Consider the following 19,089-nt stretch of genomic DNA (forward strand, 5'->3'; position numbering starts at 1 on the left):
AGGAGTATGCTTTGGCTGTAGGAAAGTTTAGTGACAAGCGAGAATTTCTGTTTTTTCTTGAAAGTTCTTATAAATAAGGAAAAAGCAGAATTTTTACTTCTCTTTCAGGTATTGAGCGTGTATACTGAACGATGGATTTACTGAACATAACTTTTTGAGGTGATTATACAATGGGGAATCACGAAATGGTAACCAACAACACTGAGACTGCGCAACAAAAAGAAAGTTTGAATCTTTTGGCTTCGACGCAGACGGTGATTAAGGAAGCACTAGAAAAACTAGGTTACCAAGAGTCGATGTACGAACTGTTAAAGGAGCCTTTGCGAGTCCTGACTGTTCGCATCCCAGTTCGAATGGACAATGGCGAGACTAAAGTGTTCACAGGCTATCGTGCCCAACACAACGACGCTGTTGGTCCAACAAAAGGCGGCATACGTTTCCATCCAGAAGTTACAGAGGATGAAGTGAAAGCGCTTTCTATTTGGATGAGCTTGAAAGCGGGAATTGTTGATTTGCCTTATGGTGGAGGAAAAGGTGGAATTATTTGTGATCCGCGTGAAATGTCCTTCCCAGAATTAGAGCGTCTTAGCCGCGGTTATGTACGCGCTATCAGTCAACTAGTTGGACCAACGAAAGACATTCCTGCTCCAGACGTATTTACCAATTCACAAATCATGGCTTGGATGATGGATGAGTATAGCTGTATTCGTGAGTTTGACTCTCCAGGATTTATTACAGGTAAACCTATTGCATTAGGTGGGTCTCATGGTCGTGAAACTGCTACAGCAAAGGGAGTAACGATCTGCATTCGAGAAGCTGCTAAGAAAGTAGGTATCAACCTGGAAGGTGCTCGCGTGGTTGTACAAGGCTTTGGTAATGCAGGAAGCTATTTATCTAAATTCATGCATGATGCAGGTGCTAAAGTGGTAGGTATCTCTGATGCTTATGGTGCTCTATACGATCCAAATGGTTTGGATATTGATTACCTTTTAGATCGTCGTGATTCCTTTGGTACTGTTACCAAACTATTTACTAATACCATTTCCAATAAAGAACTATTGGAATTGGATTGCGATATTCTTGTACCGGCTGCTATTGAAAACCAAATCACAGCCGATAATGCACATAACATCAAAGCTTCTATTGTAGTAGAAGCAGCCAATGGACCAACTACTTTGGAAGCTACAAAAATTTTGACAGAACGCGGCATTTTGTTAGTGCCTGACGTACTTGCTAGCTCTGGCGGTGTAACAGTATCGTACTTCGAGTGGGTACAAAACAACCAAGGTTACTATTGGACAGAAGAAGAAGTGGAAGAGAAGCTAGAACGTGTAATGGTGCGCTCGTTTGAAAACGTCTATCAGACTTCTCAAACACGCCGTGTAAATATGCGCTTAGCTGCTTACATGGTAGGCGCTCGTAAGATGGCGGAAGCATCACGTTTCCGCGGATGGGTGTAAGCTAAATGAAGAGCCTTCTTGGTTTAATGCCAAGAAGGCTTTTTTTCTTATCATTATAATGAGCAAGGATGGGGAACGGGTAGAGCAAACCAAAACAGCCACGCAGAAAGGAAATATCCTACTTCTACGTGGCTGTTACTAATATACACTAAGTTTTTAGTGATCGAAGCAATCTTGCAATTTAGTTGAATCAACGGTTTGCTGCAAGGCTACCAACAGCTTCAGACGAGCCTTTTGTCCATTTAATCCGTTTGAAAAGATCATACCCATGTCTTTTAATTGACGGCCTCCACCTTCGTATCCATATAGGTCTTGTACCTGTCCATTGTAGCAACGAGAAACAACTACAATAGGTACATTTCGCTGTAATAGCTCCTTTAATACAGGAAGGATCATCGGAGGCAGGTTTCCTAATCCGAATGCTTCAATTACCATTCCGTCAATTTTTTGGTCTAATAAAAAGTGAAGCCAGGTAGGGTCCATACCTGTGACTGCCTTAATAAGCGGTACATTTCCATCCGCATGCGATATTTCGTAAAACTCGCGTGAAAGTGGTGCATGATGATATTGAATGGATTTCTTTGAGATAGTCCCAATCGGCCCATAGGAGGGAGATTGGAAAGTAGCTACATTAGAGGTATGGGTTTTGGTTACGTGCCGGGCTGCATGAATTTCGTCATTAAAAACCACAAGTACACCTTTGTTGCGACTGCTAGGGTCGATAGCCGTGCGAACGGAAGAAATCAGATTGACTGGACCGTCAGCTCCTAATTCATTACTAGATCGCATAGCGCCTGTAACGACAATCGGCACGGTTACTGGCAGGGTAAGGTCAAGAAAGTATGCGGTTTCTTCGAGGGTATCCGTACCATGAGTAATAACGATGCCATCGTAAGTATCCTGTAACAGCTCTTGCTCAATGATTTCCCGTAGTTTATTCATAATAGCAGGCGTCATGTGTGGGCTTGGTAGATTAACGAAATCCTTCATGACAACATCAGCATATTTACTTAAATAGGGAAGATTATGATTTAGGACATGCTCGTCTAACGGTTTAACGCTTTCTGTACCTTCTTCAACTGACATGGCAATGGTACCGCCTGTATTTATCACTAGCACTTTTTTCATAGGGATCTCTCTCCTGTTGCGGGTTTTCATATATTATCTTTCATGGTACGATGAATAGGGAACCTATGTAAAGGAGCAAACAAGAAAATATGATTCCGTTAATTGGTGCAGCTTTGGCGCCAGGACTTGCTTTGCTGTGTTATTTTTATTTGCGCGATAACTTAGAGCCGGAGCCAATATCAATGGTAGTGCGCTCTTTTATTTTTGGTATCTTGCTTGCTTTTCCCGTAATGGTGTTGCAATATATTTTTCAAAATGAGTGGGGCATCGATTCCGTCTGGTTTAACACGGTAATTTCACCTGCGGTTGTGGAAGAATTTTTTAAATGGTTAGTTGTATTTCATACCGCATATAAGCATGTAGAGTTTAACGAGCCGTATGATGGTATTGTCTATGCTGTAGCGGTTTCCCTTGGTTTTGCGACGCTTGAAAACTTTTTGTATCTTGTGATTAACGGAAAGCAAGTTGCCATGTGGCGTGCATTATTACCAGTTTCTAGCCATGCTTTGTTCGGTATCTATATGGGCTATTTTATGGGTAGAGCTAAATTTGCAAATGCCGACGAGAATCCACTATGGTTATTATTTGTCTCTTTAATGCTGCCCATGTGTTATCATGCGATTTACAATTTTATTTTTCTGTCTGTTAATTATTGGTTGTTCCTGGTCGTGCCATATATGGCAATACTTTGGTGGTTTGGAATGAAAAAAGTAGAACTGGCTCACGATATCAGTTCTAAAAATATATACAATCGTCCACAATAAAGGTTATGAGGAGGCGACTGTAATTGTTCAAAACCCAGCGATCTAAAATTATGATACGGTGCAACCAATGCGGCGAAAAATTTATCTTGCGTGGTCGCCCAGGCATGGAAGGAAAAGTTGACACAGGATTTAAGCAATGTATCTGCGACAATCAAGAAAAATTTGATATTACCCATCTGGAAGAATGAAAGAGACTGGTATTTACTGGTCTCTTTCTTTTTGTATAAACATGATTTCCCTCACGAACAATACAGACAAGGAAAGGAAATTTACCGGTCTGAAGGAGGAAGTCCAATGAGGAGTAAAGAGGTCAAAACATGGAGGCTAATGGTTGCAAGTACAGTTGTAGTAATCTGTACGGCATTCTATTTAATACTTGCTACTACCCCACCCCAAGTGGAGCACCAGCATGCAGATCAGCCGATGGAATCTAAGGTAACACCAGTGGCAGCTACCACAGCACAAAAAACGTTTTCAGCTTCACAGCTATCAGAAAATGACCTTAAGCTAATGGCAAATGCGGTATATGGAGAAGCGCGTGGAGAACCGTACATCGGGCAAGTAGCGATTGCGGCCGTAATTATAAATCGGACAAAGAGTTCATCGTTTCCCAATACGCCTTCCGCTGTTATTTTTGAACCTCGTGCTTTTACTGCGGTAGCAGATGGTCAGATTTATTTAAGCCCGAATGAAAATGCGAAGAAAGCAGTGAAGGATGCTTTAAAGGGGTGGGACCCTACTGAAGGATGTACCTATTATTTTAATCCCGAAACAGCTACATCCAAATGGATATGGGGGCGTCCTCAAGTAAAAAAAATTGGTAAACATATATTCTGCCGCTAATCAATAACAACGGAAGAAGGAGGATCTAGAAATGGTTTATGGTGCAATTTCACGAGTGCTGTTTCCAGTATGTTTAATCGGATTGGTCGGTGTTGGTGTATGGGGCTATCAGGAACATAACGAAAAAAACAGCATACTAATCAAAGCAGAGAATCAATACCAAAGAGCCTTCCATGATTTAAACTTTCATATGAATAAACTGCATGATGAGTTAGGAAAATCTGTTGTATTAAACACACGCAAGCAACTAGCTCCGTGTCTTACGAATGTGTGGCGTTTAGCGTATACCTCGCAAAACGATGTCGGTCAACTTCCTTTGACGCTAATGCCATTCAATCACACAGAAGAATTTTTATCCAAAGTAGCAGATTTTTCTTATGAAGTAGCCGTGAGAGATTTAAATCAGCATCCGTTGAGTGAAAAAGAGTATAAAACACTCAATAAATTGTACCAGAACTCTAAGCACATCCAAAAAGAATTATCTGGTGTGCAAACTAAGGTTCTTGATAGTAAATTGCGCTGGATGGATGTAGAAACGGCCTTAGCTAAACAGCAACAGCCTGGTGATAACACCATCATTGACGGTTTTAAAACGATTGATAAAAAAGTGCAGGAGTTCCCTGAAATGGAGTGGGGAATGACTGTCCAAAATATGGAAACGAAACGCCAGCAACGCATTAAGGGCATATCAGGAAAAACAGTTAGTGAACAGCAAGCGATCGATATTGCTAAAAAATTCGTTGGTAAAATTTCGTCTGGTGACAAGGTTTCTGTTGAAAAGAACGGAAAAGGCATGCAATACAATGCATACAGTGTCCGTATAACTGGTAAAAACGCTAGTCCGATCAATATGGATGTAACCAAAAAAGGCGGAAAGGTAGTCTGGTTATTAAACGAAAGAGAAATCAAACAAACAAAATTGAACTTAGATCAGGCGGAAAAAAGCGCTAAGAAGTTTCTAAAAGAAAAGGGATACGGCGACATGGTAGCGACGGAACGAGATACATACGGAGGGATAGGAGTATTTACGTTTGTGCCAAAAGTGGAAGACGTGCTCATCTATCCTGATTCCGTAACGGTCAAAGTAGCGCTTGATAATGGGGATGTAAATGGTTTTCATGCTGTCGAATATTTATTTAACCATAAGCAGCGCATCATTCCAAAAGCAAAGGTATCCGCCAAGCAAGCAAGAACGATGATCAATCCACATGTTAAGGTTACGGAATCTAGACTTGCCATGATTCAGGGGAAAAACAACGGGAAAGAAGTATTAGCATATGAGTTCTCTGGGCAATTTGAAAAGGATATCTATATGATCTATATCAATGCCCAGACAGGTGAAGAAGAGGATGTAATAAAAATGAGTGTAGGCGAGCAAAAAATGCCAAATCATGGCGAAAAAGGATAAGAGGATAAGAGAGAGTACAAAGAAGTTTGTCTAAGGGCAAACTTCTTTGTTTGCTGTATGGATAACAGCGTGTGTATAATGTTGGAAGAGGGTGAGAAGGGGAGGAAATAAGAGTGAGTGTGCTACCTCAAGTAGGACAAGTGATGCGTCTATCACTCGCGTCCTTGTCAGAAGAGCAAAGTAAAGAAGTATATAAGACTAGAGTAGCAGATTATTCTGAAAAAAACATTGCAATTGAATTACCCATCGACGAGGAAACAGGCAGAACGAAGACTCTTTCAATTGGGACGACCTGTTTCGTATGGTATGTTGGACAGGATGGCTCGCGTTTTGATTTTGAAACCAAAATTGTTGGTACCAAGCAAGAAAATATACCAATGCTTTTAATGGAAAAAGTGCCAAAGGAGCAGATCGTTCGCACGCAACGCAGAGGCTATCTACGAGTACCTGCAAGCTTTGAGATCTCTGTTAGCTATCCAAGCATTCGAGGAAAACAGAAGTTCCTAGCGAAGACGCTGGATATTAGTGGTGGTGGTCTAGCATTTGCATGTCCCAAGAACCATTTCTTAGAAGAAGAGCAGGAAGTAGATATGTGGATTAGCTTGCCAGCAAAAGCGGGGACTGTTAGTCATGCCTTTGCAAAAGCACAGGTAGCACGCGTTCAGGAGCAGGAGCTGAGTGACTTTAATTGGATATCTCTACAGTTTACAGCCATATCGGAAGCAGATCGAGCTAAAATTGTTCGTGTATGCTATGAACGTCAATTGGAAATAAGACAAAAAGGTATAGTTGAATAACGGTTGACTATCAACAGGAAGAGGAGCGTTACTCCATGAAAAAATCAACGTTTGATGCTCGCTTTATATTGCTGTCCAGTCGTTTAGAGAGACATCTTGTGAAAGCTATCATTGTTTTTATTGCTTCTTTACTGTTGGCTCAAACTATTTTAACATGGGGTTCCATTCGCCCTTATTTCGTTCGCGTTGAGAGAGTGGAGGGCATCCCAGCCATCCGCTAATTTGCTTCATAAGCGCTACTGTGGTACAATATACCATAGCTTGGCTTCGACGAACTGTCTTCGCTCGAGGCTTTTCTTCATTATTAACGTATTTAAACTCTAGTAGGTGAATTTACATAATGAATATTGCAATTGATGGACCTGCTGGTGCAGGGAAGAGTACCGTAGCACAGCTTGTGGCTGCTGCATTACAGTACGTTTATATTGATACAGGAGCGATGTATCGGGCTTTGGCATGGGCTGTATTAAAGAACGGCACTGCAATTGAGGATCAGGAATCCGTTGCAAGCCTGCTACAGCAAGCCAAGATTGAGTTGAAGCGCACAGAGGAAGGACAGCGTGTGTATTGGGATCATGAGGATATCACTCATCAAATTCGCACACAGGAAGTTAGTAATTATGCTTCCGTAGTAGCGAGCTATCCAGCGGTTCGTGCTACAATGCTGATACTACAGCGTGAGATGGCTCAGCAAGGAAACGTGGTTATGGATGGGCGTGATATAGGTACTCACGTGTTACCTGAAGCTGAAGTGAAGATCTTTCTGACAGCTTCCATAGAAGAGCGAGCTACACGTCGTTTTGGTGATCTTCTTGCAAAAGGAGAACAACCTGATATAAACGAATTACAAAAGGAAATTGCAGAGCGTGATAAACGTGACCGTGAGCGAGAAACAGCCCCACTCAAGCAGGCAGATGATGCTATCTTATTAGACACCACCGGAATGCCGCTAGATGAGGTTGTTAATAAAATTCTTGCGCTTTGCAAATGATTGGGTGAAATACATTGATTCTTTATAAATTTTTTCGAGCTATCTTCCGTATTGTGCTTAAAGGACTATACCGATATGAGTCCATTGGATATGAGAATGTGCCAAATGAAGGTCCAGTCATTCTATGCTCTAATCATATCAGTAATTGGGACCCGCCCTTACTAGGATGTGGAATAGATAGACAAGTCAGTTATATGGCAAAAGAAGAATTGTTTAGGTTCCCTGTTTTGTCCCATTTATTGAAAAGCTTTAATGCTATTCCCGTTAAGCGTGGTGGTAATGACCGTGGTGCTATCCGCACTACACTACAGGTTCTAGAGCAGGGAAAGGTCTTTGGTATTTTTCCAGAAGGAACGCGAAGCAAAACCGGAGAATTGAGCGAGGGAAAGACGGGAGTAGCGATGTTTGCTCTCAAATCAGAGGCAGCTATCATTCCTGTGGCAATCATTGGACCATACCGTTTGTTCCACAAAGTAAAGGTCGTGTATGGAAAGCCAATTGATATCTCGAAATACCGAGAGGCTAAAAGCAGCAGTGAAACGATGCGCGAGGTAACGCAGGTGATCATGAGCGAGATTCAAAAATTGAAAGATACTCATCAACAGTAGCAAAGTTACATTTCTGGAATTTGTATGGTTTTTCCAGTATCATCATATACTAATAGCTACTCTCCTGCTTAAAATTTGGAAGACCACACGCCATTGGCGGGGTTTAATATATTTTGTTCACAGGTTGGCTTCAATAACACTTACATGTCAATGTTGGCATTCGAGGAGGTTTGTTCAATGGTCGATGGCACAGATAACAACGTAAGTCTAACAGATGTTCAAACTCTGTCCGTAGGGGACATTGTGAAGGCAAAAGTGACAAAGGTAGAAGAGAAACAAGTATTGGTCGATGTAGGCTACAAATATGATGGTCTTATCCCAATCAGTGAGCTTTCTGGTCTTCATGTAGAAAAAACTTCTGATATTGTTTCAGAAGGCGATGAGTTTACTGTAAAAGTAACAAAACTGAATGAAGAAAAAGAAGAGCTGGTTGTTTCGAAAAAAGCGGTAGATGCTCAAATAGCATGGGAAGAACTAGCTAAAAAGCAACAAAACAATGAAACGATCGAAGCAGAAGTGAAAGACGTAGTAAAAGGTGGACTTGTAGTTGATGTAGGTCTGCGTGGTTTTATCCCTGCTTCTATGGTAGAGCGTCATTTTGTAGAGGATTTTAGCGATTACAAAGGACGTACGCTCACGCTAAAAGTTATGGAATTGGATCAAGAAAAGAACAAGGTGATCCTTTCTCATAAAGCTGTGTTAGAAGAAGAGGCCAAAGCGAGCAAAGGCAAAGTACTGGATAGAATCGAAGCTGGAAATATTCTTGAGGGTACTGTGCAACGCCTGACTGATTTTGGCGTATTTGTTGATATCGGTGGTGTAGACGGGCTGGTACATGTGTCCGAATTAGCTTGGGAGCATGTAGAAAAACCTGCTGATGTAGTAAAAGAAGGCGACAAGGTTAAAGTGAAGGTTTTGAAGGTGGATAAGGAAAATGAGCGCATCAGCTTGAGCATGAAAGAAGCGCAACCAGGACCTTACCATGATATCGCTGAGAAGTTCAAAAAAGGTGACGTGGTCACTGGTACAGTGAAGCGTTTAACCGGTTTTGGTGCATTTGTAGAGATTGCTCCTCATGTAGAGGGCTTGGTGCATATCTCACAAATCGCAAACCGCCGTGTGAAATCACCTAGTGAGGTATTAAAAGAAGGGCAAGAAGTAAATGTGAAGGTCCTGGAAATCAATCCTGCTGAGCAACGTGTAAGCTTAAGTATTCGCGCGGTAGAAGAAGATCGCGACGAAGAAGCAGAACGTGTATCTCGTAAGGAACTGCAACAATATACACAAGACAACAATCAACAGGGTATGGGTGTAACGCTGGGCGATTTGTTCGGCGACCTACGTGACAAGTTAAAATAAACACGTAATACCGTACTATACGTGAAAGAGGCAAGTGCTCGTTAATCATTAGATTAATGGAGTGGCTTGCCTCTTTTTTAGTAGATTTTGTCAAATGGGATTACTTGTCCTGTATCTGAGTCATACTAGGATTACTTACCTATGAAGCCTATGTTAACTAATGAAGGTGTTGTCAAATGAATGATGGAACAATAGCCATGATTGTAGAGTGGACACTACTTTGCGTGGTCTGGATGGGACTTACTGATCGTTTTTTACATCAAATGGGCTGGAAACGTTCAACAGCGTTGTTGATTCTAACGGCTTTTCTTGTTACAAGCTACAGTGAGTGGCGACTTTTTCTTTTGCCTGTAGAGGTAAATGTGAGCGGGATGCTTCTCCCCTTATTGTTAGGCGGGACATTATGGTATCATCTCAAAAAGAAGCGGCGAAAGTATATGATAACGAGTGCTATCCTTCTTGCCTTTGCGCTTATCCTGTTGCGTAAATTGTTTTTTTGGGACCCGGTGCTTTTATTCATAGATGAGATCATGATTTTACCGGTTCTTTGTGTCATTTTGTGTTTTATTGTGACCAGGCATGCTATCTACCATTGGTTTTTACTGTGTGTTGCTTTTCCGTTATCAGATGCGTTTTATCAGGTTTCTTTTCTCTCCCTTACAGAACGCTGCATCATTGGAGGAGAGTACCAGCAAGATTTATTTTGGACAGCATTCGCCTTGTGGTCAATCTGTTATTTGGTGATTCAATTGCTTCAAAAAACGGGTGTGGCCTTTCGCACAAGAATTGCCCCTTTGATTCGGTTTAAATCAAAATCCCCTACGAACAGGTGAAACAACATATGATCAAAGAATTGCTTTCAAATGAGTACGTGGTCCCGCTTTTACTTGGAATTCTCGCTGGGATTGTCACACGGCTGTATTTACTGCGGACAGATTATCGGCAATATCCTACTTATCCTCATGGTAAACTAATTCATATAGCATTAGGAATTATTGCCTCTGGATTAGGGGCGGTTGCGGTACCATCCTTTTTAAAGGAGGACTACACAGCCATTACGTTTTTAGCTCTTGCTGCTCAACAGTTTAGGGATGTTCGGAACATGGAACGAGCAACCCTGACAGAGATAGATAAGCACGAACTCGTTCCACGAGGTGGGAGTTATATTGAAGGAATTGCGATGGTTTTCGAAGGGCGTAATTATCTGGTCATTTTCGCTTCATTTTGTACTACGTTTGCGACTGTGCTGTTCAATTGGTACGGAGGAGTATTGGTAGGGATAGTTGTTTTATTGATTTCTCGTGCCTTTAAATCGGGGAAATCATTGAAACACATAGCGGACGTGGTACCATCATCTATTCGTCTCGATGGCGTGCATTTATATGTAGACGACATTTATATAATGAATGTAGGGTCGCCCGAAGCTCAGGACACCATCAGGGAGCGAGGTGTAGGCTATATACTAATTCCTAAGAATGCCAATGCAAAGGTAACGATTGCGCATCCAGGACAACGCCAGGCTATTCTTCACGATGCCTCAACGATTTTAGGAATTTATTCAGACGAGGGGGAGCCTTCTCTTACTCCTTTGGTAAAACGAGATTTGAAAACGGGTCGCATGGGGATTTTTCTGTTACCCTATGAGCATGGAATCGAAAAAGGGCAACGTGTCCTTGAAAATACGCCTATTATTGAAAGTGCCATTCGGATGCCTAGTGAAGCTAAGGTAAATCAGCCAAAGGGGAGTTCATCATGAATGCTGGTATTGTGGCGATCATTACAACCAGAAAAGGAGATGTAGCAGGCGGAGCGCCTATCTTTTTTGCCAAGGATAATCAAGAGATGCAAGATATGGCGTTTACACTAGAAAAAATAACAGATGCAATGATTCATCAAATTACACCAGAAATCCTGGTCATTGTTAGGCACAAGTAGAATATGGTATGATTAATAGATGAAATAAGCTAGCAGAGAGAGAGTGTTGTGTAGTATGGGATTACCAGTAGTTGCAATCGTAGGCCGCCCGAATGTAGGGAAGTCAACGATCTTTAATCGATTGATCGGCGAAAGAGTTGCTATAGTAGAAGACAAACCAGGAGTTACACGTGACCGTTTATATGCAAAAGGTGAATGGTTAAATCGTGAATTTCACGTCATTGATACAGGTGGAATTGAATTTGCTGAGACGGATCAAATCTTAACGCAAATGCGCTATCAGGCAGAATTGGCTATTGATGAGGCAGATGTTATTATTTTGATCGTTGATGTACGCTCTGGTGTTACTGATGCTGATTTAAATGTAGCTCGTATGTTAAACCGGACAGGTAAGCCAATTGTATTAGCTGTCAACAAAGTAGATAATTTTGAGATGCGTAATGATATTTATGAGTTTTATCAATTGGGCGTAGGAGAGCCATTCCCGATTTCAGGATCACATGGTCTTGGCTTAGGTGATATGCTAGACGAGGTTTTCCATCACTTGCCTCCTGTGGATGCAGAGGAGAAGCGCGATGATGTGATTCGTGTGTCTATCATTGGACGTCCTAATGTAGGGAAATCCTCTTTAACCAACGCAATTTTGGGCGAAGAGCGCGTAATTGTCAGCGAGATCGCAGGTACAACACGCGATGCGATTGATACGCCGTTTGTACGTGATGGACAGGAGTATGTGCTAGTAGATACAGCCGGTATGCGTAAAAAAGGCAAAGTATACGAAGGCACCGAGAAGTATAGCGTAATGCGCGCACTTAAAGCGATAGAGGATTCTGACGTTGTATTGGTGGTAATCAATGGCGAAGAAGGCATCATCGAGCAAGATAAGAAGATTGCCGGATACGCACATGAGGCTGGCCGTGGAGTCATCATTGTCGTGAACAAATGGGATGCCTTGGAAAAAGATGATAAAACCATGCAACGTTTTACAGAGCTGATCCGTGAAGAGTTCAAATACTTATCGTATGCACCGATTCTTTATGTTTCTGCGAAGACGAAACAACGTGTTCATACCATTTTACCTAAAGTCAATGCTGTAGCAGATTCACATTCAATGCGAGTGAACACCTCGGTCTTAAATGATTTGATTACGGATGCTACCATTATGGCACCTCCGCCAACAGACAGAGGAAAACGTCTTAAAATCAATTATACGACACAGGTTGCTGTTAAACCACCAACGTTTATCGTGTTTGTAAATGATCCTGAGTTAATGCATTTCTCCTATGAAAGATATTTAGAAAATAAAATTCGCGGAGCGTTTGAATTTGAAGGAACGCCAATCCGTATTTTAACCCGTAAGAAAACATAGGGAGTGGAGAATGCAATGATGGTATTGATTTCTCTGGTCATCAGTTATTTGCTTGGTTCTGTCAGTTTCAGCTATTTAGTTGCTAAAAAAATAGCTGGTATTGACATCCGAAGTCATGGTAGTGGGAATGCTGGAGCGACTAATACGCTTCGTGTTCTAGGTAAAGGACCGGCGATTGTGGTTTTACTTTTGGATCTATTAAAAGGTGTGCTAGCCATGTACATAACTCATTGGCTTACTAATGGAGATCCTGTGGCGTATGCTTTTTCTGGAATATTAGCGATCGTTGGGCACAATTGGCCCATTTTTTATGGATTCCGTGGCGGCAAAGGCATTGCTACAACTGTTGGGGTAGCTTTGGCCTTATCGCCACTAGCATTTTTGATTTGTACGATTCTGACTATTATTTGTATTGCTATTACCAGGTATGTCTCTGTGGGATCGTTGCTTTTTGTTACTTTATTTCCTATCTTGATTTGGTTTTTTAAACAGGACATTTATATTTTCTTGATTACCTTAGCCATTCCTGCATTGGCTTATTATCGGCATTATTCCAATTTGGTTAATCTATGGAACGGAACAGAGCGTAAACTTGGTGATAAATCGAATAGGAAACTAAGCTGAGTGGAGGGAAGAATGTTGACTAAGCGCATAGCAGTGATTGGAGCAGGCAGTTGGGGTACCGCCCTAGCTTCAGTCTGTGCAGCGAATGATTTTCAGGTGACATTATGGGTTCGAGATCCAAAAAATGCACATGAGATCAACACAAACCATACCAACGAAAAGTACTTACCAGGCATCACATTATCCGACACGATCGTTGCAGAAACAGACCTACAACAAGTGGTTACAGAAAAAACTTCTATTATTCTGGCATTACCTTCAAAGGCAATGCGTGAGGTAGTAAAGCAAATATCTCCGTGGCTACACCCTGATGTGACACTTATTCATGCAACTAAAGGCTTCGAGCTGGAGAGTCTAAAACGCATGTCAGAAGTGATCAGAGAAGAGGTGCCTAAGGAGATTGGTGATCGCGTTGTGGTGTTAACAGGACCAAGTCATGCTGAAGAAGTAATTCAACAATCACCAACAACAGTCGTTGTAGCTTCCGAATGTGAGGAAAGCATGCTCAAAGCTCAGGATATTTTGATGAATTCCTACTTCCGTGTATACACCAACCCTGACATGATCGGTGCTGAAATTGCGGGTGCCTTAAAAAATATTATTGCACTCGGAGCTGGTCTTAGCGACGGTTTAGGATATGGGGATAATGCCAAAGCTGCATTGTTAACCCGTGGTTTGGCCGAAATAGGACGTTTAGGTGTAAAATTGGGTGCTAATCCTTTAACGTTTGCTGGACTTGCAGGAGTAGGAGACTTGGTGGTGACGTGTACCAGTAAGCATAGCCGTAACTGGCGAGCTGGCTATATGCTAGGCCAAGGAAAAAATCTTGATGAGGTTCTTGCTCATATGGGAATGGTTGTTGAAGGAGTGCGCACCACTAAGGCTGCAAAAGCACTAGCTGAGAGAGAAGGCGTAGAGATGCCCATCACCAAGGTGTTTTATCAGGTGTTCTTTGGGGATTGCTCCCCTCGTCAGGCAGTGGAAGAGCTGATGGGGAGAGGGCGCAGACTTGAGCTAGAAGATATCGTTCGATATAAGGATAAATAGGCTTTACACCAATTTTGCTCCCGCTTCATACGCTAAAGAGAGTACCCATTTTGAGAATTGGGACGTATGAGGAGGAGTTACACATGAATAAGCGAATATCTAGAAGTTTGTTCAACAAGTTAACGGGCAAGACTAACATTGATCAATCGCAGTTGTTTCAGCTTGCTAGTTCTTTTAGTAAAGAGGACCTACAAGATGAGCAGAAGCTGCGTCAGTTGATTCAGATGGTTTCCATGATGAGCGGAGTTGCCGTAAGTTCAGACAAAGAAGAAGAGATTATGGGCATGGTTCAAAATGGCTCCTTTAATCCGGCTGATCTATCTGGAATGCTTGATAAAATGAAATAGGCTTCTTTTGCTCATAAATGGGCCACTTCGCTAGTTCCCAGCCTTCTACAATCACATAGAGTAAAATAGGAACAATCATGGCTCTACAGGGACATGGCTGCTCTATCCAATCAAGAAAAAAAGAGGGGAATCCTACCCCTCTTTTTTTCGTTTGCCAGAGTCGCTTGATGATTGGGTTAAAAGACTTTGCACTAAAGGTGATTGCAGTAATCCCAACAATTGGCCAATATCTAGTCCGCTAAATGGGTTTGACGTATTTTCTTGAGCAGGAGCTGTTTCTTCCGTCTCCTCCTCATCGTCAAAGAGAAAGGCAGATTCATGTTGTTGCTTTTGATTCGAGCTCTCTTCACTCGCTGTTTTCACGTCCCCGCTTTTATTTACCTTCCTAAACGAGTCCAACATCTCCATCGCACCAAAGATCGATTCCATTGTATCTTCCATTTGGCGAATAGTTGAGCTAATCCCTTTAATGTTAGTTCTCACCTTGGTGACAGAGGTACGCAAATCAAGGGTGCTTAGAATGTCCAGCGATGGCAGCTTTGATAAAAGTCCCTTTTTTTGAACAGTTTCTGCCACTACAGGTTCTTTTACAGCAATAGTTGCATTTTCTTTTACTTTTGTTTTGGCTTTATTGGCACTCGGACGAGAAGGTTTTTTATTAATGGTGACATAAGGATTTCGCCATTTTCGCTTACTCATGCAGCTCCCTCCATATGGGCGTGGATTATCTCAATATCCTATGCGACTACTCTTAAATAGGTTCTTGACCCGGATAATTATGCTATAATCAGGCTAAAAAGAAAAAGTAAAGGACGCAGAAGAATATGTACATTGACCCCATGACTAAAATGAATATTTCGCTTCTTGCGATTTTTCTTATGTTTGTGTGCAATTTACTCTTGTTATTCTCACGTAAAAAAGCGGGGACATTCCTAGGTATTATTCTGAAAATCTTGGCATTTCTCATGCTGTTGATTGTGTTTGGAATGATTTTAATCGTATTACTAGTCTAGGAGATGGTAGAATGAAAGAATTGACATTGGTTACCAAGCTTGGAGAGTCTCATGAAGTCATAATTGAAAAAAATATGACTATTGTAAAATTAGCGAAAAAAAATAAAATACAATGGGGTCATGCATGCGAAAGAGGTATCTGCGCACAATGCCGTACAAAGATTTTGGAAGGAGCAGAATTTCTTAATGAAGTCACAAAAGAAGAAAAGCTGCGTCTAAAAAAAGCAGAGCGTCAGGACCATTATCGTTTGGGGTGTCAAATCCAAGTTCAGGAAGAGGGCCCCGTTCGTTTGTGGCATGTCCCATATTAAAGTGAGGGAGCAGATATGCCAAAAGTAACATTTTATCCGAGTAAAAAAACCATAAAAGCTCGTCCGGGGCAAACAATATTGCAGCTCTCCCGAGTAGCTCGTGTCGCTATACCTACCCGTTGTGATGGAAATGCTGCTTGTTTGTTATGCAAAGTAACGATTGAGAAGGGAACAGCCTCGCCGTTATCAGCTGGTGAAGAACGTAAATTAGCCGAGCGTGATAAAGCGAGGGGAATGCGTTTAGCTTGTCAGGTCCGAGTGATGGAGGAAGACCTTGTCGTGCGTATTCCTGAGTCAAGATGGAAATCAGTTGTGGAGAAAGCCTTGGAGCGTCAACGCCTTGAGGAGGAAGAATGGTAGGAGGAACAGCATGATTCAGAAGAAGATTATATTATTTGCTCTTGTACTTTTGCTTTCCAGTTTCGTAAGCGGTTGCTTATACCCAGCAGACCGGAAATCGGAGAATCAGGTACCGCATCCAATTTATGTAGAACAAACGCAAAAGGCAGTAGAACAACTTCAAGAGCAATCTGGAGTGTTACCTATTGTTACGAAGGATGCATCAACGCCTTACTTTGAAAAGTATGAGGTGGATTTTACCAGACTAGTTCCAAAGTACATGCCAGATGCCCCGGCCAATGCTTTTGAAAAAGGGGGTAACTTTAAGTACGTCTTGGTTGATGTGGAAGAAAAGCCATTGGTGAAACTCATCAATTTACCTACAGTTAGTCTAGTGGCAGATGTTCAGCAAGCGGTTATTCGTTATCAAATTTCTCATGATAAGCTACCTATTAAGGAGCACATAAGCAATGGTTATTTTTCCATTCGCTATGATCTTATTGGTATAAAGGAGCCTGTAATTCATAGCCCCTATACACAAAATACTCTCTCATTAATCATGAATGCGAAAGGTGAAGTAGGGATTGATTACGCTATTGATATCGCTACGCTACTACGTGAGAAGAAATGGAATGTGCCAAAGGGAACAGATCCACGCTATGTATTGGCACGGGAAACATTTTTCGTACCTGTGAAGTCCTTTCCTTACAAGCTGGTGAATCATGAACCAGAATTATTGCAATTATAAGCGAGTAGTAGAAATAGACATGAATAATGAACGGGCGTCTGCATATTGCAGGCGTCTTTTTTAGTTCTAAAAATACGATCTATTCATATATTGATACTGTCCACAACACTTGTACAAAAAAGATTATTAAAAATGTTCGAAATCAGGGATAAATAAGAAAAAGAGCCATAGATTTAAATAGACAATCACAAGGAGGTTTTCGATGGTGGAACGAATCGATATCTTTAAAGACATAGCAGAACGTACGGGCGGTGATATTTATCTTGGCATTGTGGGTCCTGTCCGTACTGGGAAGTCAACATTTATCAAACGTTTTATGGAGCAAGCGGTCATTCCTAATATTCCATCCGAGGCAGATCGTATTCGCGCCACGGATGAACTACCGCAAAGTGCTTCCGGAAAAACCATCATGACGACCGAGCCAAAATTTGTTCCAAACCAAGCTGTACAAATAAACGTAACAGAAGGCCTTAATATAAATGTACGCCTTGTGGATTGCGTAGGATATACAGTAGCTGGAGCAAAGGGATTTGAGGATGAGAATGGTCCTCGGATGGTTAATACGCCTTGGTATGAAGAACCAGTCCCATTTGAAGAGGCGGCGGAAGTAGGAACGCGGAAAGTCATCCAAGAGCATTCCACCATCGGAATCGTCGTTACAACAGATGGTAGCATTGCTGAAATACCTCGTGAAGGCTATGTGGATGCCGAAGAGCGTGTAGTAGCTGAATTGAAGGAAGTAGGCAAGCCTTTTGTGATCTTAATTAATTCCACCCGCCCTCGCTCAGAAGAAACACAAGCATTACGCCTCGAACTTCAAGAGAAATATGATGTTCCGGTTGTGGCTCTCTCTGTTGATTCAATGACAGAGTCGGAAGTTCTCTTGATTCTAAAAGAAGTATTATTTGAATTCCCTGTACATGAGGTAAACGTAAATCTGCCAAGCTGGGTCATGGTGCTTGAGAGCGGCCATTGGTTGCGTCAGAACTATGAGGAAGCAGTAGGATTGACCGTTAAAGATATTCGTCGTCTGCGCGATGTGGACCGTGTAGTAGGACAATTTAACGAATATGAGTTCATTGAAAAAGCCGCATTAGCCGGTATGGATATGGGACACGGTGTAGCGGAGATTGATTTGATTGCACCAGATCACCTGTATGACCAAATCCTGATGGAAATCGTTGGCGAGGAGATTAGTGGCAAGGATCATTTACTACGAATTATGCAAGAATTTGCTCATGCAAAACGAGAATATGATCAGGTTGCAGAGGCACTGCATATGGTTCGTTCCACCGGCTATGGAATTGCGGCTCCATCTCTGCATGAAATGACATTGGATGAGCCAGAGATGATTCGACAAGGACCACGCTTCGGCGTCCGTCTTAAAGCTACGGCACCATCTATTCACATGATTCGTGTTGATGTGGAATCTGAGTTTGCCCCGATTATAGGAACGGAGAAGCAGAGTGAAGAGCTGGTGCGATACCTGATGCAAGATTTTGATAAAGATCCGCTGGCGATTTGGAACTCAGACATTTTTGGCCGATCCCTGCATTCCATTGTACGCGAAGGTATCCAAGCCAAGATTTTGATGATGCCTGACAATGCTCGCTATAAGCTGCAAGAGACTCTTGGACGTATTATTAACGAAGGCTCTGGAGGACTCATTGCCATCATCTTATAAAGGTGAAGCCACTATAGATAGACCCTGTTCTTTCTTCGTAGTACGAGAGAGGAGAACAGGGTTTTTTGCTATTGAAGAGAAGAAAATATAAAGCGACATAAGGAAGGAACACATCAACATTATTTATTTGAGCTTGATTGAAAAAGCAACAGATTTTTTCATTTTTTATATAATAGATGACGAATGTTTTTTAGGTGCTATCGTGTTTTTTTAACCAGTGTTCTCCTGCTAGAGAACTGTTTTTCGCTTTTGATGTGGAAAAGTCTTGTAAAAATAAAATCTCTGTATTACTATAAGCTTGTCAGAAGGCATAA

The 19,089-nt window shown here is 41.8% G+C and carries 24 protein-coding genes; 22 read left to right on the forward strand and 2 right to left on the reverse strand.

Annotated elements, in window-relative coordinates; translation table 11 throughout:
• The first annotated feature begins 185 nt into the window (after positions 1-185).
• Complete coding sequence (locus GOP56_RS02210; RefSeq protein WP_003341845.1) at positions 186-1,460, forward strand: Glu/Leu/Phe/Val family dehydrogenase; 1,275 nt, start codon at positions 186-188, stop codon at positions 1,458-1,460.
• Positions 1,461-1,616: 156 nt separating this feature from the next.
• On the opposite strand, the gene GOP56_RS02215 is transcribed toward GOP56_RS02210, so the two are convergent.
• Positions 1,617-2,588, reverse strand: coding sequence for an asparaginase (locus GOP56_RS02215; protein WP_163244380.1), 972 nt, complete (start codon positions 2,586-2,588; stop codon positions 1,617-1,619).
• An 89-nt stretch (positions 2,589-2,677) separates the two neighbouring features.
• On the opposite strand from GOP56_RS02215, the gene prsW reads away from it, so the two are divergent.
• From prsW to GOP56_RS02290, 16 genes are all read left to right on the forward strand, one after another.
• Positions 2,678-3,352 carry a glutamic-type intramembrane protease PrsW gene (prsW, locus tag GOP56_RS02220; protein ID WP_003341841.1) on the forward strand — a complete coding sequence of 225 codons (675 nt, stop codon included), beginning with the start codon at positions 2,678-2,680 and terminating at the stop codon, positions 3,350-3,352.
• Positions 3,353-3,375: 23 nt separating this feature from the next.
• Complete coding sequence (locus tag GOP56_RS23255) at positions 3,376-3,540, forward strand: hypothetical protein (protein WP_003341839.1); 165 nt, start codon at positions 3,376-3,378, stop codon at positions 3,538-3,540.
• A complete protein-coding gene (locus GOP56_RS02225; RefSeq protein ID WP_242401339.1) occupies positions 3,470-4,195 on the forward strand; it encodes a cell wall hydrolase in 726 nt (241 codons plus the stop codon). Before GOP56_RS23255 ends, GOP56_RS02225 begins: the two co-directional genes overlap by 71 nt.
• Positions 4,196-4,226: 31 nt before the next feature.
• Positions 4,227-5,603, forward strand: coding sequence for a germination protein YpeB (gene ypeB, locus GOP56_RS02230; protein WP_003338503.1), 1,377 nt, complete (start codon positions 4,227-4,229; stop codon positions 5,601-5,603).
• A 113-nt stretch (positions 5,604-5,716) separates the two neighbouring features.
• Complete coding sequence (locus tag GOP56_RS02235; protein ID WP_163244381.1) at positions 5,717-6,400, forward strand: flagellar brake protein; 684 nt, start codon at positions 5,717-5,719, stop codon at positions 6,398-6,400.
• A 35-nt stretch (positions 6,401-6,435) separates the two neighbouring features.
• A complete protein-coding gene (locus GOP56_RS02240; RefSeq protein WP_003338506.1) occupies positions 6,436-6,621 on the forward strand; it encodes a hypothetical protein in 186 nt (61 codons plus the stop codon).
• A gap of 119 nt (positions 6,622-6,740) precedes the next feature.
• Complete coding sequence (cmk, locus tag GOP56_RS02245) at positions 6,741-7,391, forward strand: (d)CMP kinase (RefSeq protein WP_003338507.1); 651 nt, start codon at positions 6,741-6,743, stop codon at positions 7,389-7,391.
• Between the two features lie 14 nt (positions 7,392-7,405).
• Positions 7,406-7,999: a lysophospholipid acyltransferase family protein gene (locus GOP56_RS02250; RefSeq protein WP_163244382.1), complete on the forward strand. Its 594-nt coding sequence runs from the start codon at positions 7,406-7,408 to the stop codon at positions 7,997-7,999.
• Between the two features lie 177 nt (positions 8,000-8,176).
• Positions 8,177-9,358 carry a 30S ribosomal protein S1 gene (gene rpsA / locus GOP56_RS02255; RefSeq protein ID WP_163244383.1) on the forward strand — a complete coding sequence of 394 codons (1,182 nt, stop codon included), beginning with the start codon at positions 8,177-8,179 and terminating at the stop codon, positions 9,356-9,358.
• A 176-nt stretch (positions 9,359-9,534) separates the two neighbouring features.
• On the forward strand, positions 9,535-10,191 hold the full coding sequence (locus tag GOP56_RS02260) for a YphA family membrane protein (RefSeq protein WP_163244384.1): 657 nt from the start codon (positions 9,535-9,537) through the stop codon (positions 10,189-10,191).
• An 8-nt stretch (positions 10,192-10,199) separates the two neighbouring features.
• Positions 10,200-11,114, forward strand: a complete 915-nt coding sequence (locus tag GOP56_RS02265) for a YIEGIA family protein (RefSeq protein ID WP_003341824.1) — start codon at positions 10,200-10,202, stop codon at positions 11,112-11,114.
• The gene (locus GOP56_RS02270; protein WP_003338513.1) at positions 11,111-11,293 is read left to right on the forward strand and encodes a capping complex subunit for YIEGIA; all 183 of its coding nucleotides are present in this window, start codon (positions 11,111-11,113) and stop codon (positions 11,291-11,293) included. Before GOP56_RS02265 ends, GOP56_RS02270 begins: the two co-directional genes overlap by 4 nt.
• Positions 11,294-11,348: 55 nt before the next feature.
• Positions 11,349-12,662, forward strand: coding sequence for a ribosome biogenesis GTPase Der (der, locus tag GOP56_RS02275; protein ID WP_163244385.1), 1,314 nt, complete (start codon positions 11,349-11,351; stop codon positions 12,660-12,662).
• Between the two features lie 18 nt (positions 12,663-12,680).
• Positions 12,681-13,286, forward strand: coding sequence for a glycerol-3-phosphate 1-O-acyltransferase PlsY (plsY, locus tag GOP56_RS02280; RefSeq protein ID WP_022583886.1), 606 nt, complete (start codon positions 12,681-12,683; stop codon positions 13,284-13,286).
• Positions 13,287-13,298: 12 nt separating this feature from the next.
• Complete coding sequence (locus GOP56_RS02285; protein WP_003338518.1) at positions 13,299-14,333, forward strand: NAD(P)H-dependent glycerol-3-phosphate dehydrogenase; 1,035 nt, start codon at positions 13,299-13,301, stop codon at positions 14,331-14,333.
• An 83-nt stretch (positions 14,334-14,416) separates the two neighbouring features.
• Entirely contained in the window at positions 14,417-14,680 is a 264-nt protein-coding gene (locus tag GOP56_RS02290) for a stage VI sporulation protein F (RefSeq protein ID WP_003338519.1), read from the forward strand.
• A 132-nt stretch (positions 14,681-14,812) separates the two neighbouring features.
• Here the strand turns inward: GOP56_RS02290 and GOP56_RS02295 are convergent, their stop codons facing one another.
• A complete protein-coding gene (locus tag GOP56_RS02295; protein ID WP_003338520.1) occupies positions 14,813-15,379 on the reverse strand; it encodes a hypothetical protein in 567 nt (188 codons plus the stop codon).
• Positions 15,380-15,558: 179 nt separating this feature from the next.
• Between GOP56_RS02295 and GOP56_RS02300 the strand changes: the two genes are divergently transcribed.
• From GOP56_RS02300 to spoIVA, 5 genes are all read left to right on the forward strand, one after another.
• Positions 15,559-15,693: a DUF2768 family protein gene (locus GOP56_RS02300; RefSeq protein WP_231929042.1), complete on the forward strand. Its 135-nt coding sequence runs from the start codon at positions 15,559-15,561 to the stop codon at positions 15,691-15,693.
• Between the two features lie 11 nt (positions 15,694-15,704).
• The gene (locus tag GOP56_RS02305) at positions 15,705-16,004 is read left to right on the forward strand and encodes a 2Fe-2S iron-sulfur cluster-binding protein (protein ID WP_101668024.1); all 300 of its coding nucleotides are present in this window, start codon (positions 15,705-15,707) and stop codon (positions 16,002-16,004) included.
• A 15-nt stretch (positions 16,005-16,019) separates the two neighbouring features.
• Positions 16,020-16,364, forward strand: a complete 345-nt coding sequence (locus GOP56_RS02310; RefSeq protein WP_068793151.1) for a 2Fe-2S iron-sulfur cluster-binding protein — start codon at positions 16,020-16,022, stop codon at positions 16,362-16,364.
• Positions 16,365-16,374: 10 nt separating this feature from the next.
• Positions 16,375-17,091 (forward strand): hypothetical protein, encoded by a 717-nt coding sequence (locus GOP56_RS02315; RefSeq protein WP_003338525.1) that lies wholly within the window; start codon positions 16,375-16,377, stop codon positions 17,089-17,091.
• A gap of 205 nt (positions 17,092-17,296) precedes the next feature.
• Complete coding sequence (gene spoIVA / locus GOP56_RS02320) at positions 17,297-18,775, forward strand: stage IV sporulation protein A (protein ID WP_003341806.1); 1,479 nt, start codon at positions 17,297-17,299, stop codon at positions 18,773-18,775.
• Positions 18,776-19,089 lie beyond the last annotated feature (314 nt).

It is taken from the genome of Brevibacillus sp. 7WMA2 (genome assembly GCF_010748895.1).
Lineage (GTDB): Bacteria > Bacillota > Bacilli > Brevibacillales > Brevibacillaceae > Brevibacillus_B > Brevibacillus_B halotolerans.